We start from the raw sequence: 17,832 nt of genomic DNA, 5'->3' as shown, positions 1-17,832 counted from the left end.
TCACGCTCTAGTAACTAGCAGGACGCAGTCCGCCCTAGCAGCGCAGCGATCCTAGCAGTGACGTAGTCACGCTCTAGAAGCGCAGCGCACTATCCGCGTAGCGGCCTAGCGCCTAGGGATAATCAGCATTGGTATTGTGGTTTAATACTGTTAAGTTTATTTTCTGGTTAGAGAGTTATGTTTAAGGAGGCGTATGCCAAAAGGCTTATTACAACAAGGTTGGTTGGCCAGCGCGAGACCATGTATTTCGCCCCATTTTAATCCACGACCCAACAATGAGGTCAGCTTGTTGGTGATCCACAATATTAGCTTGCCTGCGGGGTGTTTTGGTTTACCGCATATTGATGAACTATTTCAAGGTTGCTTGGATATTGATGCAGACGACAGTTTTGCTCAGTTGGCTGGCTTGCAAGTCTCGGCGCATTTTTTAATTAGGCGCGATGGTGAAGTGGTGCAGTATGTTGGTTGTGATGACAGAGCATGGCACGCTGGGGTTTCTGAGTTCAAGGGGCGGAAGGGCTGTAACGACTTTGCCATTGGCATCGAACTGGAAGGCACAGATAGTAGTGGCTATACCGACGAGCAATACCAGCAATTAATCCTGTTAACATTGGAGTTAATGGCGCAGTATCCTATGATTAAGGTAAATAATATTGTTGGCCATTGCGATATCGCTCCTGGGCGTAAAACAGACCCTGGTTTCAGTTTTGATTGGTCGCGATATCAACAGGCCATTGCAACTGTTTAAGTAAGCATTTGTGGCATAGCTTGTGTTACTCGTTATGTGTTTCGCTATGCGTTACAGGGTACTTGCAGGCTCCGCCCACTTACACCACAGTCCTTCAATGATGACAGCTGTAACTGAATAGAAGTAAAAAGGATATTCATGGCGTTATTTTCATTATTAGTGGCAATTTTAGTTGAACGTTTGAAGCTGCTGCCAAGTGGTTGGCAGTTCGATAGCGTTATGACGCGTTACCAAAAAAAGTTTTGGGATAGCCAATCACTTAAATCAGCATTTAGCGTTGCGATGGCGATTGTGCTGCCGGCTTTATTGGTGTTTGTGATCAGTTTTCTACTCGATGGTATATTTTTTGATATATTGAGTTTGTTATTTTGGGTACTGATATCCATTATTTGTTTTAGTCACCAATCATTACGAGGCGTGTTTAAACAGTATATCCAGGCGGCATGTCGTGGCGACGTACAAGCTTGTTATCGTTATGCCGGCGAGTTGGATTGTAGTGACTGTTTAGACGTGGTGGATGAACAGGATTTAGGCTGTAAAGTGGGGCAAACAGTTGCTTGGCTTAATTACCGCTATTACGGTGCCGTTGCATTGTATTTGATATTTTTAGGGCCGGTAGGTGCAATATTATACTGTACTGTGCGTTTTTACAGTGAGTACAACAGTAAGAATAAGCTTGAAATGCCATTGGTCGATCATTTACAGATGTTATTTGATTGGTTGCCAAGTCGGGTGTTTAGTTTTGGCTATGTATTAAGTGGCCAGTTTAGCGAAGGCTTAAGTGCGTGGCGGCAATATGGTTTAAGTGTCAATATTGATGCAAAAACCATAGTGACCAATACAGCGGTGGCGGCTGAGTCTTTACCTGAAGCAGGGGATGCGCCACTGAGTGTGCAGTCCACATTGGCATTACTGGCATTGAGTAAACGTAATTTTGTGTTGCTGCTGACGTTGGTTTCTGTATTAACCATTTTTGGTGTTGTTAGCTAGGTTTTAGGCCGCTACGCGGATAGTGCGCTGCGCTTCTAGGGCGGACTACGTCCTGCTAGGGTCGCTGCGCTTCTAGGGCGGACTACGTCCTGCTAGGGTCGCTGCGCTTCTAGAGCGGACTACGTCCTGCTAGGGCCGCTGCGCTTCTAGGGCGGACTACGTCCTGCTAGGGTCGCTGCGCTTCTAGAGCGGACTTCGTCCTGCTAGGACAGCTTCGCTGCTAAGATTTTATAGCCTCTAGCAGCGTAGCGCTCTAGTATCTAGGCTTTTAGCTTTTATAGCATCTAGGCTTCTTTAACGATTTATCCCAACGCTTATCCAGTATTGAGGCTAATATGGATAAATAGTCTGACCCTTAGAACAGAAATATAGGTTATGCTCTAGGCATGAGCGTTTTAAACGACGCAGCTCTCTTTTGTCAGTATTCTGATAACTAGACATGGCTTGTATGATTTGATAAAGTGCGCTCTCTCATATTAATTGGTAAGACCAATTGACAATTGCTTGTTAAGGAACTGAGCGCAAAATGGCTTATATTAAGATCAACCAGCCAAAAATTTCTGATGTGATCATGGAACAATTAGAGCGAATGATCCTCGAAGGCAGTTTGCAGCCGGGTCAAAAACTACCTCCTGAACGCGAACTCGCGGTGCAATTTGAAGTGTCTCGTCCTTCATTACGTGAAGCGATTCAAAAATTAGAAGCTAAAGGCTTGCTCATGCGTCGTCAAGGCGGTGGCACCTACGTTAAAGAACAACTTTGGCAAAGTCTTGCCGATCCTATTGTTGAATTAATGCATAACGATTCTGAAAGTCAGTATGACTTACTCGAATTTCGTCACGCCACTGAAGGCATGATGGCGTATTATGCTGCGCTGCGCGGCAATGATGCGGATATGCAAAATATCCAAAATCGCATTATTGAGCTAGAAGCGGCAACTAATGTTGAAGCGAAAGCGGCTGCTATTGTGCGTTTTTATCGCGCAGTTGCTGAGGCGTCACATAATGTTGCCATGCTGCATTTAGTATTGAGTTTAACCCCCGTGCTGCACAAAAATGTGGCACAAAATTTGGAGCTTTTAAGCAAAAGCCAAGACGCTTCCACCATGGCAAATGATCACAGACGCGCGTTACTGGCTGCGATTATACGCCGGGACCCCGACGCCGCGCGCGAAGCTTCGAATGAGCATTTAAGCTATATCGAAGAAATCATGTTGTCGGTAAGAAAAGAAGACAGTCGGTTGCAACGTAGTTTGCGCCGTTTAAAGAGCGGCGCGTAACTGAGTTGCTGTGTCAACAAGCAGCAACTAAAGCCGAAATATAACCCGTATATAGAGAAGGACTGCGATATGTCTGAAGATATGCTTCAAGATTTAGATCCATCAGAAACCCAAGAGTGGGTTGATGCTCTGCAAGCTGTACTAGAGCAAGAAGGGTCTGAACGAGCACACTTTTTACTCGAAAAATTAATCGATAAAGCGCGTCGTAACGGTACTCACTTACCTTACAATGCAACAACTGCTTACTTAAACACCATTCCTGCAGGCCAAGAGCCAAATATGCCCGGCAACCAAGAAATGGAACGCCGTATTCGGGCGATTATCCGTTGGAATGCCTTGGCGATGGTGTTACGTGGTTCTAAGAAAGATTTAGAGCTTGGTGGCCATATTTCAAGTTTTGCTTCTAGTGCGACGATTTATGATGTGTGTTTTAACCACTTCTTCCGCGCACCTAATGAGCAAGATGGTGGTGACTTGGTGTATTTCCAAGGCCATATCGCACCCGGTATTTATGCGCGTTCATTCCTTGAAGGGCGTATTACTGAAGAGCAAATGGCTAATTTCCGTCAAGAAGTCGATGGCAAAGGTCTTTCTTCATACCCGCATCCTAAGTTAATGCCTACTTATTGGCAGTTCCCGACGGTATCGATGGGCCTAGGTCCTATTCAAGCGATTTACCAAGCGCGTTATTTGAAGTATTTAACTGACCGTGGTTTAAAAGATTGCTCTAAGCAAACGGTTTACTGTTTCTTAGGCGACGGTGAGTGTGATGAACCAGAAGCATTAGGTGCTATTAGTTTAGCGGCACGTGAAGAATTAGATAACTTAGTGTTTATTGTTAACTGTAACTTACAGCGTCTTGATGGCCCTGTCCGTGGTAACGGTAAAATTATCCAAGAACTTGAAGGCGAATTCCGCGGCGCAGGCTGGGAAGTCGTCAAAGTGATTTGGGGTCGTTATTGGGATCCATTATTGGCCCGTGATACCAGCGGTAAGTTATTACAGTTAATGGAAGAAACCGTAGACGGTGAATACCAAAACTGTAAAGCCAAAGGCGGCGCATGGACCCGTGAGCATTTCTTTGGTAAGTACCCTGAAACGGCCGAAATGGTGGCTAACATGTCAGATGATGACATTTGGCGCTTAAACCGTGGTGGTCATGATCCGGTTAAAGTTTACGCTGCCCTTGAACATGCACAAAAAACCAAAGGTCGTCCAACGGTTATCCTTGCCAAAACCGTTAAAGGTTATGGTTTAGGTGATGCAGGTGAAGGTAAAAACATCGCTCACAACGTCAAGAAAATGGGTGTCGATTCTATCCGTCATTTCCGTGACCGTTTCAATATTCCGATCCCGGATGACAAGTTAGAAGATCTGCCTTTTTATCATCCAGGTCCAGACTCTGAAGAAGTGAAATACTTGAAGAGTCGCCGTGAAGCGTTATTAGGTTATTTACCACAACGTCGTGAAAAATTCACTGAAGAGTTAGAGATCCCTTCATTGAAGATTTTTGATTCGATTTTGAAGGGCTCAAATGGCCGTGAAATTTCATCAACTATGGCGTTTGTTCGAGTATTAACGGCGTTATTAAAAGACAAAAAAATCGGTAAGCGCATTGTGCCGATTATTCCTGATGAAGCGCGTACTTTTGGCATGGAAGGTTTATTCCGTCAAGTGGGCATTTATGCTCATGAAGGCCAAAAATATATCCCACAAGATTCTGATCAAGTGGCTTACTACCGTGAAGATAAAACCGGTCAAGTATTGCAAGAAGGGATTAATGAATTAGGGGCGATGTCATCTTGGGTTGCTGCAGCAACAAGCTACTCTGTTAACGATATGCCAACCATTCCTTTCTACATTTATTACTCAATGTTTGGTTTCCAACGCATTGGTGATATGGCGTGGGCCGCAGGCGATATGCGTGCGCGTGGTTTCTTAGTGGGTGGTACTTCAGGCCGTACAACATTGAACGGTGAAGGTTTACAGCATCAAGATGGTCACAGCCACGTGTTGGCGAACACGATTCCAAACTGTATTTCTTACGATCCGACTTACGGTTATGAAATTGCGGTGGTAGTACAAGATGGTATTCGTCGTATGTATGGCGAAAATCAAGAAGATATCTACTACTACTTAACCACCATGAACGAAAACTACGTGCAGCCAGAAATGCCAGCCGGTGCTGAAGAAGGTATTGTCAAAGGTATTTATAAGCTTGAATCTGTTGCTGGCAGTGGTAAAGGTAAAGTTCAGTTAATGGGTTGCGGTACTATTCTTGAAGAAGTTCGCAATGCAGCACAAGCATTAGCCAAAGACTTTGGTGTCAGTGTCGACGTATTCAGTGTGACCAGCTTTAACGAGTTAACCCGTGACGGTCAAGCTGCTGAGCGTTGGAACATGTTGCACCCAACCGCAGAGCCTAAGCAAGCGTATGTCAGTCAAGTGTTATCGTCAGATGCGCCTGTAATTGCGGCTACCGACTATATGAAAATATACGGCGAGCAATTACGTGCTTTTGTACCAACAGATTATAAAGTGTTGGGTACCGATGGTTTTGGACGCAGCGACAGCCGTGCAAACTTACGTCATCACTTTGAAGTGGATGCCAAGTTTATTGTTATTGCGGCGCTGAAGTCACTTGTTGATCGTAATGAAATGCCTGTTGATGTGTTAACGAAAACCATCGCTGAATATGGCATTGATGCTGATAAGATCAACCCACAGTTAGCGTAAGGGGATACAAAATGGCTGAATTAAAAGAAATTTTGGTTCCTAATATCGATACTGATGCCGTACAAGTTATTGAAATTTGTGCTGCAGTGGGTGATTTTCTTGAAAAAGAAGCGTCAATCATCACAGTTGAAAGCGATAAGGCAACCATGGACATTCCAGCACCTTTTGCTGGCACCTTGGCAGAATTAAAGATTGCTGTAGGTGATACTGTGTCTGAAGGCACGTTAATCGCGATGATGAGTGCTGCTGACGCCGCGCCTGTTAAAGCAGAAGCACCTAAAGCAGAAGCGCCAGTTGCCCAAGCTGCGGCTCCTGCACCTGTAACGCCAGTGGCAGTTACTCCAGTAGCTGCGCCAAGTGCTGGCAGTTCAGAAGTGATTGAGGTCAAAGTACCTGATATTGGTGGTGACACCGATGTGTCTATTATTGAAGTTCTGGTTGCTGTTGGCGATAGCATTGATGTTGATACGGGTCTGATTACCTTAGAAACCGATAAAGCCACCATGGATGTTCCGTCACCCAAAGCGGGTGTCGTTAAAGCGCTTAATGTGGCCGTTGGCGACAAAGTGTCTGAAGGTTCATTGGTTATCACGCTAGAAGTGGCTGGTTCTGCGCCTGTTGCAGCAGCACCGGTTGAATCTGCGCCACAAGCAGCTGCACCGGTTGCTCAAGCGGCTCAGGCTCCTGCAGCACAAGCCGCAACGACAACTCAAGTACAAGAAATTCATGTACCTGACATTGGCGACGCTAGTGATGTTGATATTATCGAGGTGTTGGTTTCTATAGGTGATGACATCACTCTAGATCAAGGCTTAATTACCCTCGAAACTGACAAAGCGACCATGGAAGTACCGGCTCCATTTGCCGGTAAGTTAGTGTCGTTAACCGTTAAAGTGGGCGATAAAGTGTCTCAAGGTAGCTTAATTGCTACGATTGAAACCACAAGTACTGCGCCAGTAGCCCAAGCGGCTCCAGTGCAAGCTGAACCTGCACCCGCAGCGCCAGCGCCAACCATAGCGGCAAGTCGTCCATCAACTCCGCCAGTGCCGTATCATCCAAGTGCAGCGAAGCCTACGTCAACAGGTGTAGCACATGCATCACCTGCGGTACGTCGTTTAGCGCGTGAATTTGGTGTTGATTTAAGCCAGGTGTCTGGTACTGGCCGTAAAGCGCGTATTTTGAAAGAAGACGTACAAGCGTTTGTTAAGTACGAGTTGTCACGTCCTAAAGCTTCAGCTGTTACGGCGGTTGCTGGTGGTGCTGGCAGCTTAAACGTGATTGCTGCGCCTAAGGTTGATTTCAGTAAGTTTGGTGAAGTGGAAGAAGTGCCATTAAGCCGGATCCAGAAATTATCGGGTCCTAACTTACATCGCAACTGGGTTACCATTCCACATGTTACCCAGTTTGACGAAGCTGATATCACTGAGATGGAAGCCTTCCGTAAGCAACAAAACGAGCTTGCTGCGAAGAAAAAAGCCGATTACAAGATCACCCCATTGGTGTTCATGATGAAAGCGGTTGCCAAAGCATTGGCTGAGTTCCCTGTGTTTAACTCGAGCTTAAGCAGTGACGGTGAGTCACTTATCCAAAAGAAATATTTCCATATTGGTGTGGCTGTAGATACCCCAAATGGCTTAATGGTTCCTGTGGTTCGTGATGTCGATAAAAAAGGCATTGTAGAATTGTCGCGTGAATTAACCGATATTTCTATCCGCGCTCGTGATGGCAAGTTAAAGTCGGCTGATATGCAAGGTAGCTGTTTTACTATTTCAAGTTTAGGTGGTATTGGCGGTACGGCGTTTACGCCGATTGTTAACTACCCAGACGTGGCGATTTTAGGGGTGTCAAAATCTGAAATTAAGCCAAAGTGGAACGGTAAAGAGTTTCAACCTAAATTAATGTTGCCCTTATCCTTGTCATATGACCATCGCGTTATTGATGGGGCGATGGCTGCACGCTTTAGTGTGACCTTATCTGCAATATTATCAGACATTCGCACATTGATTTTATAACCCCAAAGGTCGCTCATAAGAGCGACCTTTTTATTGTGATCGGTTTCAAACAAATTGATTTGAGTATAAAATGCGCCCATCCCAATTTTTTAGTTAACAACTGAATGGAAATTGGACGTGAAACGAAAGTTTCAAGCTGGCGACATCGACATTTGGGCCGATCCGTCTTTCACACGGAATGAACAAGATTAGAGGAAATCATGAGTAACGAAATTAAAACTCAAGTAGTCGTACTAGGGGCAGGCCCAGCAGGTTATTCTGCGGCGTTTCGTGCTGCTGACTTAGGCTTAGACGCCATAATTGTTGAGCGTTTCAGTACCCTTGGTGGTGTGTGTCTGAACGTTGGCTGTATTCCTTCAAAAGCACTATTGCATGTAGCAAAAGTCATTGAAGAAGCCAAAGCGGTTGCTGATCATGGCATCGTTTTTGGTGAGCCTAAGATTGATTTAGACAAATTACGTGGCTTTAAAAATAAAGTTGTTGGACAGTTAACCGGCGGATTAGGCGGAATGTCTAAAATGCGTAAAGTTGATGTGGTTAATGGTTTTGGTAAATTTACTGGCCCTAATAGCTTAGAAGTCACTGCAGAAGATGGCACAGTGACAGTGGTTCAGTTTGAACAAGCCATTATTGCTGCCGGTTCACGTCCCATTAAATTACCGTTTATTCCCCATGAAGACCCGCGTATTTGGGATTCGACTGATGCACTAGAACTGAAAGAAGTTCCAGGTAAGTTATTAGTGATGGGTGGCGGTATTATTGGTCTAGAAATGGCCACCGTATACGCTTCTTTAGGCAGTGAAATTGACGTGGTTGAAATGTTTGACCAAGTTATTCCCGCTGCAGACAAAGACGTTGTTCGTGTATTCACTAAGCAAATTAAGAAGAAGTTTAACCTTATTCTTGAAACGAAAGTGACCGCGGTTGAAGCCAAAGACGACGGTATTTACGTCACAATGGAAGGCAAGAAAGCGCCTGCAGAACCTGTACGTTATGATGCTGTATTAGTCGCCATTGGTCGTTCACCTAATGGTAAGTCTCTGGCTGCTGAAAAAGCCGGTGTTAATGTTGATGAGCGTGGCTTTATTAATGTTGATAAGCAGTTACGTACCAACGTACCGCATATTTATGCTATCGGTGATATTGTTGGCCAACCTATGTTGGCTCACAAAGGTGTGCATGAAGGTCATGTTGCCGCTGAAGTGATTTCGGGCTTGAAGCACTATTTCGATCCTAAAGTTATTCCATCAATTGCTTACACTGACCCTGAAGTTGCATGGGTCGGCCTCACTGAGAAAGAAGCGAAAGAGCAAGGTATTGCTTACGAAACATCGACGTTCCCTTGGGCAGCAAGCGGCCGTGCAATCGCATCAGATTGCAGCGAAGGTATGACTAAGTTAATTTTCGAGAAAGAGACTCACCGGGTGATCGGTGGTGCTATTGTCGGCGTTAACGGTGGTGAATTATTAGGTGAAATTGGCCTAGCCATTGAAATGGGTTGTGATGCTGAAGATTTAGCATTAACGATCCATGCTCACCCAACATTACATGAATCAGTTGGCTTAGCGGCTGAAATGTATGAAGGTTCAATTACTGATTTACCTAACCCTAAAGCGGTTAAGAAGAAGTAATTAATACTTGACGACATAAGGCGCCCCTATCTAGGGGTGCTTTTTTTTACCTACAATTTGACTTTGTGGAGGAGTCTTAGCTGAAAGTATTACTTTATAAACATAATCATGTTAAAACATTAATATTGTTTATAAAAAAAAGATAGATAAACTCGCTAAAAAATAACTTGTCAGACGTTATGCAGGATTATTTTTGTTTCCGTTTAAAAGATTATATTGTTTGTTCCAGCTGCAGAGCCGTTAAATAATAATGCTGGCCGCGGTAGTCTCATCGGCTGATGATGACGATGAGTACAAATATTTTCTTTTCGAGGTATAGGCTTAATTTATGATAAAAGCGGTAATCTGTTGCTTCGTTAGTGTGATTTTTTACTTATTCAGCGCTGCTCCAGCGAGTGCAGCAGATATCGTTCAGCGAGTGTTTACTGCGCGCGATGGGTTAGCCAATGCCACGATCCAAGATATAAGCTTTGGCCATTATGGATTTGTTTGGTTGGCGACTCAGCAAGGTTTGTATCGGGTTAGTAATAATAAAGTTAGACGCATCGATAAAGTCGGTTTTGATTCAGTCCTTGATGATGAGCTCATTTCTACAGTCGTTAATTCTGACCAAGACCATTTACTTATTGGCACCAATTCCTCGTTATATTTATACAGCATTTTAGATAATCAGTTTAGCTTGTTGCTTAAGCCTAAAGACAATGATGTCACTAACATTAATAACAGTATTCGCGTGGCAGCGACTCAGCGTCAGCTCGATGGACGGCTGTTAATATTAGCTTATTCTGGCCAAGTTTATTATTTTGATGATACTTCTCAGCAATTGTATTTATCCCCTAGTCATTTATTAGATCACAATTTACCTTGGCGCAACGCGCTTGAATTAAACAACGCGCAATATTTGTTTTCCACTGATCATGTGCTGCAACTTCATCAGGCTGACGGGACCTTCATCGGCGTATTTCCATGGTCGGATAAAAACGGTTCCATTAGAAAGCTGTTTCAAGATAAACAACAGCGGGTATGGATGCTGACATCGAAAGGGTTATTTAAGGTCAATACCAATACGCTCACACTGCAATCGGTGCCTGAAATTCCTTATTATGTTGAGCAAATGGAGCAAGATCTTAATGGTGATTTATGGATTTCAAGCCGTGCAGGATTGATTTTTTGGAGCCAAGAAAACAACAAGCTAATCGTATACCGTGACGAACTTAAACAAAGAGCTAATATTGATTACATTCATGATATGGCGGTTGATGCAGAGGGGTTGTTGTGGGTTGGTGGTTCAGGTGATGGTCTTGCTGTGATTGCGGGCAAACCTGAATTTTTAATTGATGATTACTCTAAAAAACCGCCTTATCAACTTGATAATGAAATGGTGTGGTCGGTATACAGTGAAGGCGACAAGGTGTGGTTAGGTACCGATGGTGGTTTGTCTGTGGTTAATACACTTGACCAAACATCAACCATGATAATCCCAGCAGGGTTTGAACTTAATGACAGTATTTATCGGATTGGATCCCTAGACGCACAGCACCTTGTGTTAGCCACCACCAGTGGCTTATATGTGGTCAATAAATTAACCAATACCAGTACTGATTTTGCTCAGTGGAGTGGTGGCAAAGCGTCGCTGAGCGATAGGATTGTCATCGGTATTTATCGTGACGAATTGTTTAACGATATGATTTGGTTTACCACCAATAAAGGCTTGTATTATTGGCAAGAGGGTAATGATGATTTGATCTTACAAGCGCTATCAAATGGTAAGCAGTCATTAATTAATACGCTATATAAAGCCTTATTAAGGGATGATGCGGATCATTTATGGATTAGTGGCAGTAAACATTTTGGCTATTTAACCACTGCTGATGAATATGTTTCTAAAGTGGATATATTTGCCGATTTTACTAATCTCCCAACGATGAATAGTATTATGCAAGTGGCCCCAGGCGTTATCTGGTTAGGCACTTCCCAGCAAGGTATTTATCAATTAAATACTCAGACCGATGAGATTATTTCGCTTGATCAACAGTGGAAGATCGATTGTAAAGTGGTGTTCTTTTTTCAAGAAACGGCTACGGACCATATTATCGGTTGTGCTAGTGCCATCATTAAAGTCAATAAAACGTCAGGTAAAGTCAGTTCATTTAGCCATAAAGATGGATTCATTTCTGATGAATTTAATGAGTCGGCAAAATTTTATGATCCTGATAAAGGATTTTATGTCGGTACGCCAGACGGCGCGATGTTAATCGATCTTGATAAACTGGCTCCACGTACTGTCAATGACAAGGTGATACTTGAATCTGTGTCAGTATATTATGAGAATAATACCGCCGTTTTTTTGATCCCAAGCCAATTGTCGCAAGTCGAACCTGGTGCCAACTTAATTAGCTTTCAAATTGCCATTCTCGATTACCTTGATAATAAGCCGATGACCATACAGTATCGTCTGGTTAAGAATGGCGCCGACACTGGGAATTACGTGTTATTAGAAGGGCAGTCACAAATTAATATTACCGGTTTAAGTGCAGGGGCGTATGTGCTTGAACTGTTATATAAAAGAAATGGTGTATGGTCGAGCGAACCCTTCCAGTATCCCTTTATGGTTAAGCAATTTTGGTGGCGATCGCAACAATTTAAAGGTGCATTAACTTTTAGCCTATTACTTATTGTATTAGTGATATTGGTGTTTAGGCAGCGACAGATCAATCGCTTTAAAAAAATGAACGTTGCATTGCTGCAAAGTGATGACCGTTTGCGCCAAGCGTTGAAAGGCAGCGATTCAGACTTATGGGAGTGGCACGGCAATACGCGACTTTTATCATTAGATAATCGAGGTGGTGTACTGGGTCCTATACCGTATATCGAAATGAAACTAGAAGAAATTCCCATTCATCAAGATGACATTGAGCTGATCACTAAAGCCTGGAATAAGTTGCTGTTATCTGCAACAGACATGATTGATATTGAGTACCGATATCAAAATGAACATGATCATCAATGGCATTGGCTGCGGATTAAAGGCCGCGCCATTGAGGTTGATCAAAACAGTGGAAGGTTAATTCATGCTGCAGGGATGTATACCGATATCACTCAGCAAAGAGCACTTGAAAGTGAGGTCAATTTATTAGCTCAAGCGTTTGAGAATACCTCCGAAGGCATGTTGATCTTAGACGTGAATAAAAACATCAAAATTAGTAATGCTGCTGCTAATTTAATTCTAGCGGCTAAAAAGAGTGATTTAGCTGGCAAACCTTTTTCCGACTTAGTGTTTGAGACTGTAGAGCCTTTTGACATGGATGATGTGTTTGATAAGGAGCTCTTTTGGACCGGAGAATGCGAGTTTAATTGTAGTGATGGTAGCCGATGTCCTGTATGGATAAATGTGTCGACCATGTTTAATTTAAATGGCACTGCATTACATTATGTGGTGGTATTTTCAGATATCACTGAGCGTAAACATAATGAGCTTCATCTGCGCCGCTTGGCAAACAATGACATGTTAACTGGCTTAGCTAATCGGGCGATGTTTTCGCGTCGATTAGGCCAGGTTATTGAAACGGCAAAACAACAGAACGAAACCTTAGCGCTACTGTTTTTAGACCTCGACAGATTTAAACATGTTAATGACTCATACGGTCACAGTATGGGTGACGCATTGTTAGTTGAAGCCGCAAGTCGACTGCAGTCTTGTTTGTCTGAAGAGCATTTGTTGTGTCGTTTTGGTGGTGATGAATTTGTTATTTTGCTGCGTGACGCCAAAGATGTCGATACCATTAATCACATTGCAAAACAGCTATTAAAACAAATCGAAACGCCCTTTAAATTGTACGGGCGGGAATTCTTTATTTCGACCAGTATTGGCATTAGCATTTGGTCTGGTGATGATCAAACCCCCGAGACCTTGATAAAAAATGCCGATTTAGCCATGTATCATGCAAAAGAAGAGGGCCGGGGGAATTTTCAATATTATTCCGCTGAGCGCAATGCAGAAGCATTATACCATTTGCGCTTAGAAGCTGATTTGCATCGAGCGATACTGTGCAATGAGTTTGAAGTGTATTACCAGCCCCAGATCGATGTTCACCAACAAAATAGAATCGTAGGCGTTGAAGCTTTGATCCGTTGGAAACACCCAAAAGATGGCATGGTCAGACCCGATGTGTTTATTGGTATTGCCGAATCCTGTGGCTTGATTGTTGAGATCGATCGCTGGGTGCTGACTCAAGCTTGTCTCGACGGTGCTCGATGGCATCAACAGTATCAAAGTGAGATAAAAGTGTCTGTTAACGTATCGGCAATGCATTTTAGGCAGCCAGATTTTATCGACTTTTTAACCGCAACACTGCATCAAACGGCAATGCCTGCAAGGTGTTTATCGGTAGAAATTACTGAAGGTGTATTGATGAAAGAGATCGATATTGCCAGCCAACACTTACTCGCACTTAAGCAGTTAGGTATTAATGTTGCCATAGATGATTTTGGCACCGGTTATTCATCACTTGCCTATTTGCGGTCATTCCAAGTGAACACCCTAAAAATTGATCGCTCGTTTTTAATTCATATTGATTCCAATCAAGCCGATCAAGCTATTGTGAGCAGTATTATTGAATTAGCGCGAAACCTATCCCTTGACGTTATCGCCGAAGGCGTTGAATCGGAGCAGCAATTGGATCAAGTGGTTAAGCGAGGATGCCATGTTATTCAGGGGTATTATTTTGCCAAGCCGATGCCCAAAGCCGAACTTGAACTCGACATTAAGCGAAAAATGCTGATTAATGAGTAATGTGCACTTTTGTCTGGTTGGTGTCATCTGCTGCTATCCATTAGTATGGCTATTGGTCAAATTTTGTTAGAATGAGTTGTTTTTACTTACTTTCGGAATGATTTATGCAACAAACTTTGCGCCTTAACCTGACGACTTGGTTTTTGGCTAGCTGTATTTGCTTTAGCTTAGCGGTGCAACCAGTCTATGCTGCCAAAATATCTACTAAAGAAAGACCGACCATTGGCTTGGTGCTCAGTGGTGGCGGCGCCAAAGGTACTGCCCATATTGGGGTGCTGAAAGTACTTGAAAAACATCATATCCCTGTAGATTATATCGCTGGCACCAGTATTGGCGCCTATGTCGCCGGCATGTATGCGCTCGGTTATAACGCCGACCAAATCGAAAAAATTATGCTTAATGGTGAATGGTCTAAAGGCTATTCAGATACGATTCCGCGAGATAAATTAAGCTACCGTGATAAACAGCAACGGGATCAGTTTAATATTCCACTCACTGTGGGTTATAACAATAATAGCTTAACCTCACCCAGCGGCTTGTTGCGTGGCCAGAGTATGTCGCAGTTGCTGCGTAAATCGACAGGATTAGTTGAACAGTTTGGTGACTTTGATGAACTTGCCATTCCTTATCGGGCGGTAGCGACTGATTTAGCGACCAGCGAAGCCGTAGTGTTATCTAGCGGCAGTGTAGTACAAGCGATGCAAGCCTCTGCCACTGTACCGGGCGCGCTGCAGCCTGCGCTTATTGACGGTCGATTACTCGTTGATGGTGGCATTGCTAACAATATGCCTGTTGATGTAGTCAAAGCTATGGGTGCCGATATTATCATCGCGGTCGATATTGGATCTGCCCTGACCAAACAAGAAAACTTAGACAGTACCCTTGCCGTATTAGAGCAACTCTCAACCATTTTGACTCAAGCGAGCACGGCGCGCCAAAAAACCTTACTGACTTCAAGCGATATTTTAATTCGTCCTGCTATTGATAGTTTGAGTACCACAGATTTTTCCATTATGCCGTTGGCACTTAAATTAGGTGAAGATGCCGCCAATTTAGAGTTGGTGAAGTTAGCGCCTCTTGGCATTAGTGAATCAGATTATTTGGCTTATCAAGCGAATAAATTACAACAAAGTCTACTTTGGTTAGATCCGCTTAAAAAACCCATTTACAAAATTGCTTTTGATAATCAATCAAAAGTCAGTGAGAAATTATTGCGTGAGCGTTTAGGGATTACCGAAGGTATTGTGCTCAGCAAAGAGGATTTAGATTCAGCCCTAAACCGAGTGTATTCGCTGAATAAATTTGAGCGTGTCGATGCGGAGTTTGAAGATGTTGAACAAGGGCGAATTTTAACCATCACCACCAAAGCCAAATCATGGGGGCCGAATTATTTCCAGGCGGGATTTAATTGGGAGGATGACTTCACCTTAGATTCAGCGATTACCCTTAGCTTAGCTTATACCATGACCGACTTGACTGAAAATGGCGGCGAGTGGCGTAATGAATTAGAACTGGGATATAGAAAGTTAGTGGCTACTGAATTTTATCAACCATTAGATCGTGACCAAACATTCTACAGTCGAGGACGATTCGAGTATGAGATGAAAGATTGGAATTTGTTTAATCAAAACAATCGTTATATTCAACTTGAAAACAGTGTGGCTCAAATCGTTTTAGGTCTTGGTTATAACTATGACTCTGATGGTCTTATTGAATTGGGTTTTATCGCAGAAGATGGGCGTGTCAGCAGTGAATTTGGCTTGGTTGATTCGCTTAACTACCATTCAAGCGGCGGCTATTTTAAAGTGGCTTACGACAATCTAAACAGTATTAGCTTCCCGACAGAGGGTAATCGAATCACCTTTGTTAGCTATTTAAGAGATGAGTCTTATAAGGGCTTAAGTAACGTTGGCAACACTTCTAGTGATGATTTAGCCTGGCAATTTGAGGCTGACTGGAAAGGCGCGTTAAAGCTCGGTAATCATGCCATTGTGGGTAAAATGGAATTGGCTACGGTTGAGAATGATGGTGACTTTACCTTACATGTTGCTGATTTAGGCGGGTTTTTAAACTTGTCTGGTTTTCGCAAAGATACCTTAGTCGGGGCGCATAAAGTCTTTGCGGCGGTGATCTATCAGTATGATCTCGGCCGTGATGTGCTAATCACCGACTTACCTTTGTACTTAGGGACGAGCCTTGAAGCGGGTAATGTATGGTTTGAGCGAGATGATGTCGCTTTAGATGATTTGATTTTCGCCAGTAGTATGTATTTAGGTACCGATACCGATTGGGGCCCCGCGGCATTAGGTTTTGGTTTTACTGACCGCGGTGAAACGGCTTTCTATTTATTTGTCGGTAAAAACTTTTAGGCAGTCTATCTAAGCCAAAAGTCTAGTGGCTAGAGCGCTTCGCTGCTAGGACGCTACGCGGCTAGATGCTATACAAGCTAAAAGCCTAGAGGCTAGGACGCTATGCGGCTAGAGGCTATAAAATCTTGTTATCGCTTGTTATCGTCCTCGCAGCGAAGCTGTCCCTAGCAGGACGAAGTCCGCTCTAGAAGCGCAGCGCACTATCCGCGTAGCGGTCTAGGACCTTAGCAGCGTAGTGACCTAGGCCCCTAGCAGCGCGGGTAATAATCCTGCGTGAGCTAACTGATGATGGGCAATAACCCATTTCGTTTGAGTTGCGGTATGAGGCGCAGGGATCGCTACCGTTTGCATGCTGGCTGCCCGAGCCGCAATCAAACCATTAAACGAATCTTCAATAGCGATGCATTGACTCGGCGCTATGCCCAGCCCTGTGGCACAATTTAAATACACCTCGGGATGGGGTTTGCCGTAAGCTAGATTTTCAGCAGATTCAATCGCATCAAAATAATGACCAATAGTGAGTTTATGCAAAACAGCCTCAATAATCCGTGATGACGACGAGGTGGCTAAACCGATTTTAAGCCCTAGGCGTTTACACGCGTCCAGCGACTCAATCACGCCGAGCATGGGCTCACCATTGGCGTTGATTTGGGCTATCACTTCATTGACTATTTTTGTCGCCGTGGCGGCATTATCATAATTTGGCCAAGGAAAGCGTTGATACCAATAACTGACAACATGGTCGATCCGCATGCCTGTCGTTTGCTCCACTTCTTCGCGGCTGAGGTTTAGCCCACAACCATTCAGTACAGTTTGCTCGGCTATCTGCCAAGCGGGCTCAGAATCGATTAAAATTCCATCCATATCAAAAATAACGGCTTTTACCTGGGTTGACACAATATTGGTTCCATAAAGGTGGCGATAGTCAGGGCTAATTATTGCCTTGTTGTTGATAGGGCACAATCAGAACCGTGTTTTATAAAAAATATTTAATCGACAGCGTGGAATATAACTTTGTGGATAGTTTAATCATTGGTTCATTGTAAGTTCATGTATCTAATGAAATTTAAGGCTGTTTAAAACTATTGTCTAATTTTATTTTAGTAAACTTGTCGGTAAATTGATTTCTGGGCTGATAAATCGCGTTGATTTCATCTCGCTAATAGTGTGAGCTGATTCATACTTTTACAAAGCTGTAGTATACTGGAGGTCGGATTTCAAGCCCGAACCAGTGGAATTATCAGCGTATCATAATGACGCTGAGTTTTGCCGTTA

At 43.6% G+C, this 17,832-nt stretch carries 9 protein-coding genes; 8 read left to right on the top strand and 1 reads right to left on the bottom strand.

Going from position 1 to position 17,832, the window contains the following annotated elements; genetic code table 11:
- Nucleotides 1-193 precede the first annotated feature (193 nt).
- The 8 genes from ampD (at nt 194) to AAEY93_RS02210 (ending at nt 16,557) form a co-directional block, all read left to right on the top strand.
- Entirely contained in the window at nt 194-748 is a 555-nt protein-coding gene (ampD, locus tag AAEY93_RS02245; protein ID WP_124013428.1) for a 1,6-anhydro-N-acetylmuramyl-L-alanine amidase AmpD, read from the top strand.
- A 138-nt stretch (nt 749-886) separates the two neighbouring features.
- Nucleotides 887-1,738 carry a beta-lactamase regulator AmpE gene (gene ampE / locus AAEY93_RS02240; protein ID WP_124013429.1) on the top strand — a complete coding sequence of 284 codons (852 nt, stop codon included), beginning with the start codon at nt 887-889 and terminating at the stop codon, nt 1,736-1,738.
- A gap of 526 nt (nt 1,739-2,264) precedes the next feature.
- Complete coding sequence (gene pdhR, locus AAEY93_RS02235; protein ID WP_101033779.1) at nt 2,265-3,017, top strand: pyruvate dehydrogenase complex transcriptional repressor PdhR; 753 nt, start codon at nt 2,265-2,267, stop codon at nt 3,015-3,017.
- A 69-nt stretch (nt 3,018-3,086) separates the two neighbouring features.
- On the top strand, nt 3,087-5,753 hold the full coding sequence (gene aceE, locus AAEY93_RS02230; RefSeq protein WP_124013430.1) for a pyruvate dehydrogenase (acetyl-transferring), homodimeric type: 2,667 nt from the start codon (nt 3,087-3,089) through the stop codon (nt 5,751-5,753).
- Nucleotides 5,754-5,764: 11 nt separating this feature from the next.
- On the top strand, nt 5,765-7,765 hold the full coding sequence (gene aceF, locus AAEY93_RS02225; protein ID WP_351074713.1) for a pyruvate dehydrogenase complex dihydrolipoyllysine-residue acetyltransferase: 2,001 nt from the start codon (nt 5,765-5,767) through the stop codon (nt 7,763-7,765).
- A 200-nt stretch (nt 7,766-7,965) separates the two neighbouring features.
- Nucleotides 7,966-9,396 (top strand): dihydrolipoyl dehydrogenase, encoded by a 1,431-nt coding sequence (lpdA, locus tag AAEY93_RS02220; RefSeq protein WP_124013432.1) that lies wholly within the window; start codon nt 7,966-7,968, stop codon nt 9,394-9,396.
- A 328-nt stretch (nt 9,397-9,724) separates the two neighbouring features.
- A complete protein-coding gene (locus AAEY93_RS02215) occupies nt 9,725-14,188 on the top strand; it encodes an EAL domain-containing protein (RefSeq protein ID WP_351074710.1) in 4,464 nt (1,487 codons plus the stop codon).
- Between the two features lie 104 nt (nt 14,189-14,292).
- Nucleotides 14,293-16,557: a patatin-like phospholipase family protein gene (locus AAEY93_RS02210; RefSeq protein ID WP_351074708.1), complete on the top strand. Its 2,265-nt coding sequence runs from the start codon at nt 14,293-14,295 to the stop codon at nt 16,555-16,557.
- 240 nt (nt 16,558-16,797) lie between these two features.
- On the opposite strand, the gene hxpB is transcribed toward AAEY93_RS02210, so the two are convergent.
- Nucleotides 16,798-17,457: a hexitol phosphatase HxpB gene (gene hxpB, locus AAEY93_RS02205; RefSeq protein WP_124013485.1), complete on the bottom strand. Its 660-nt coding sequence runs from the start codon at nt 17,455-17,457 to the stop codon at nt 16,798-16,800.
- Nucleotides 17,458-17,832 lie beyond the last annotated feature (375 nt).

The organism is Shewanella sp. CAL98-MNA-CIBAN-0140 (assembly GCF_040309905.1).
In the GTDB taxonomy this organism is placed as follows: Bacteria; Pseudomonadota; Gammaproteobacteria; order Enterobacterales; family Shewanellaceae; genus Shewanella; species Shewanella psychromarinicola.
The sequence above is the reverse complement of the archived record's forward strand: the minus strand, read 5'-3'. Positions and strand labels throughout refer to the sequence as shown.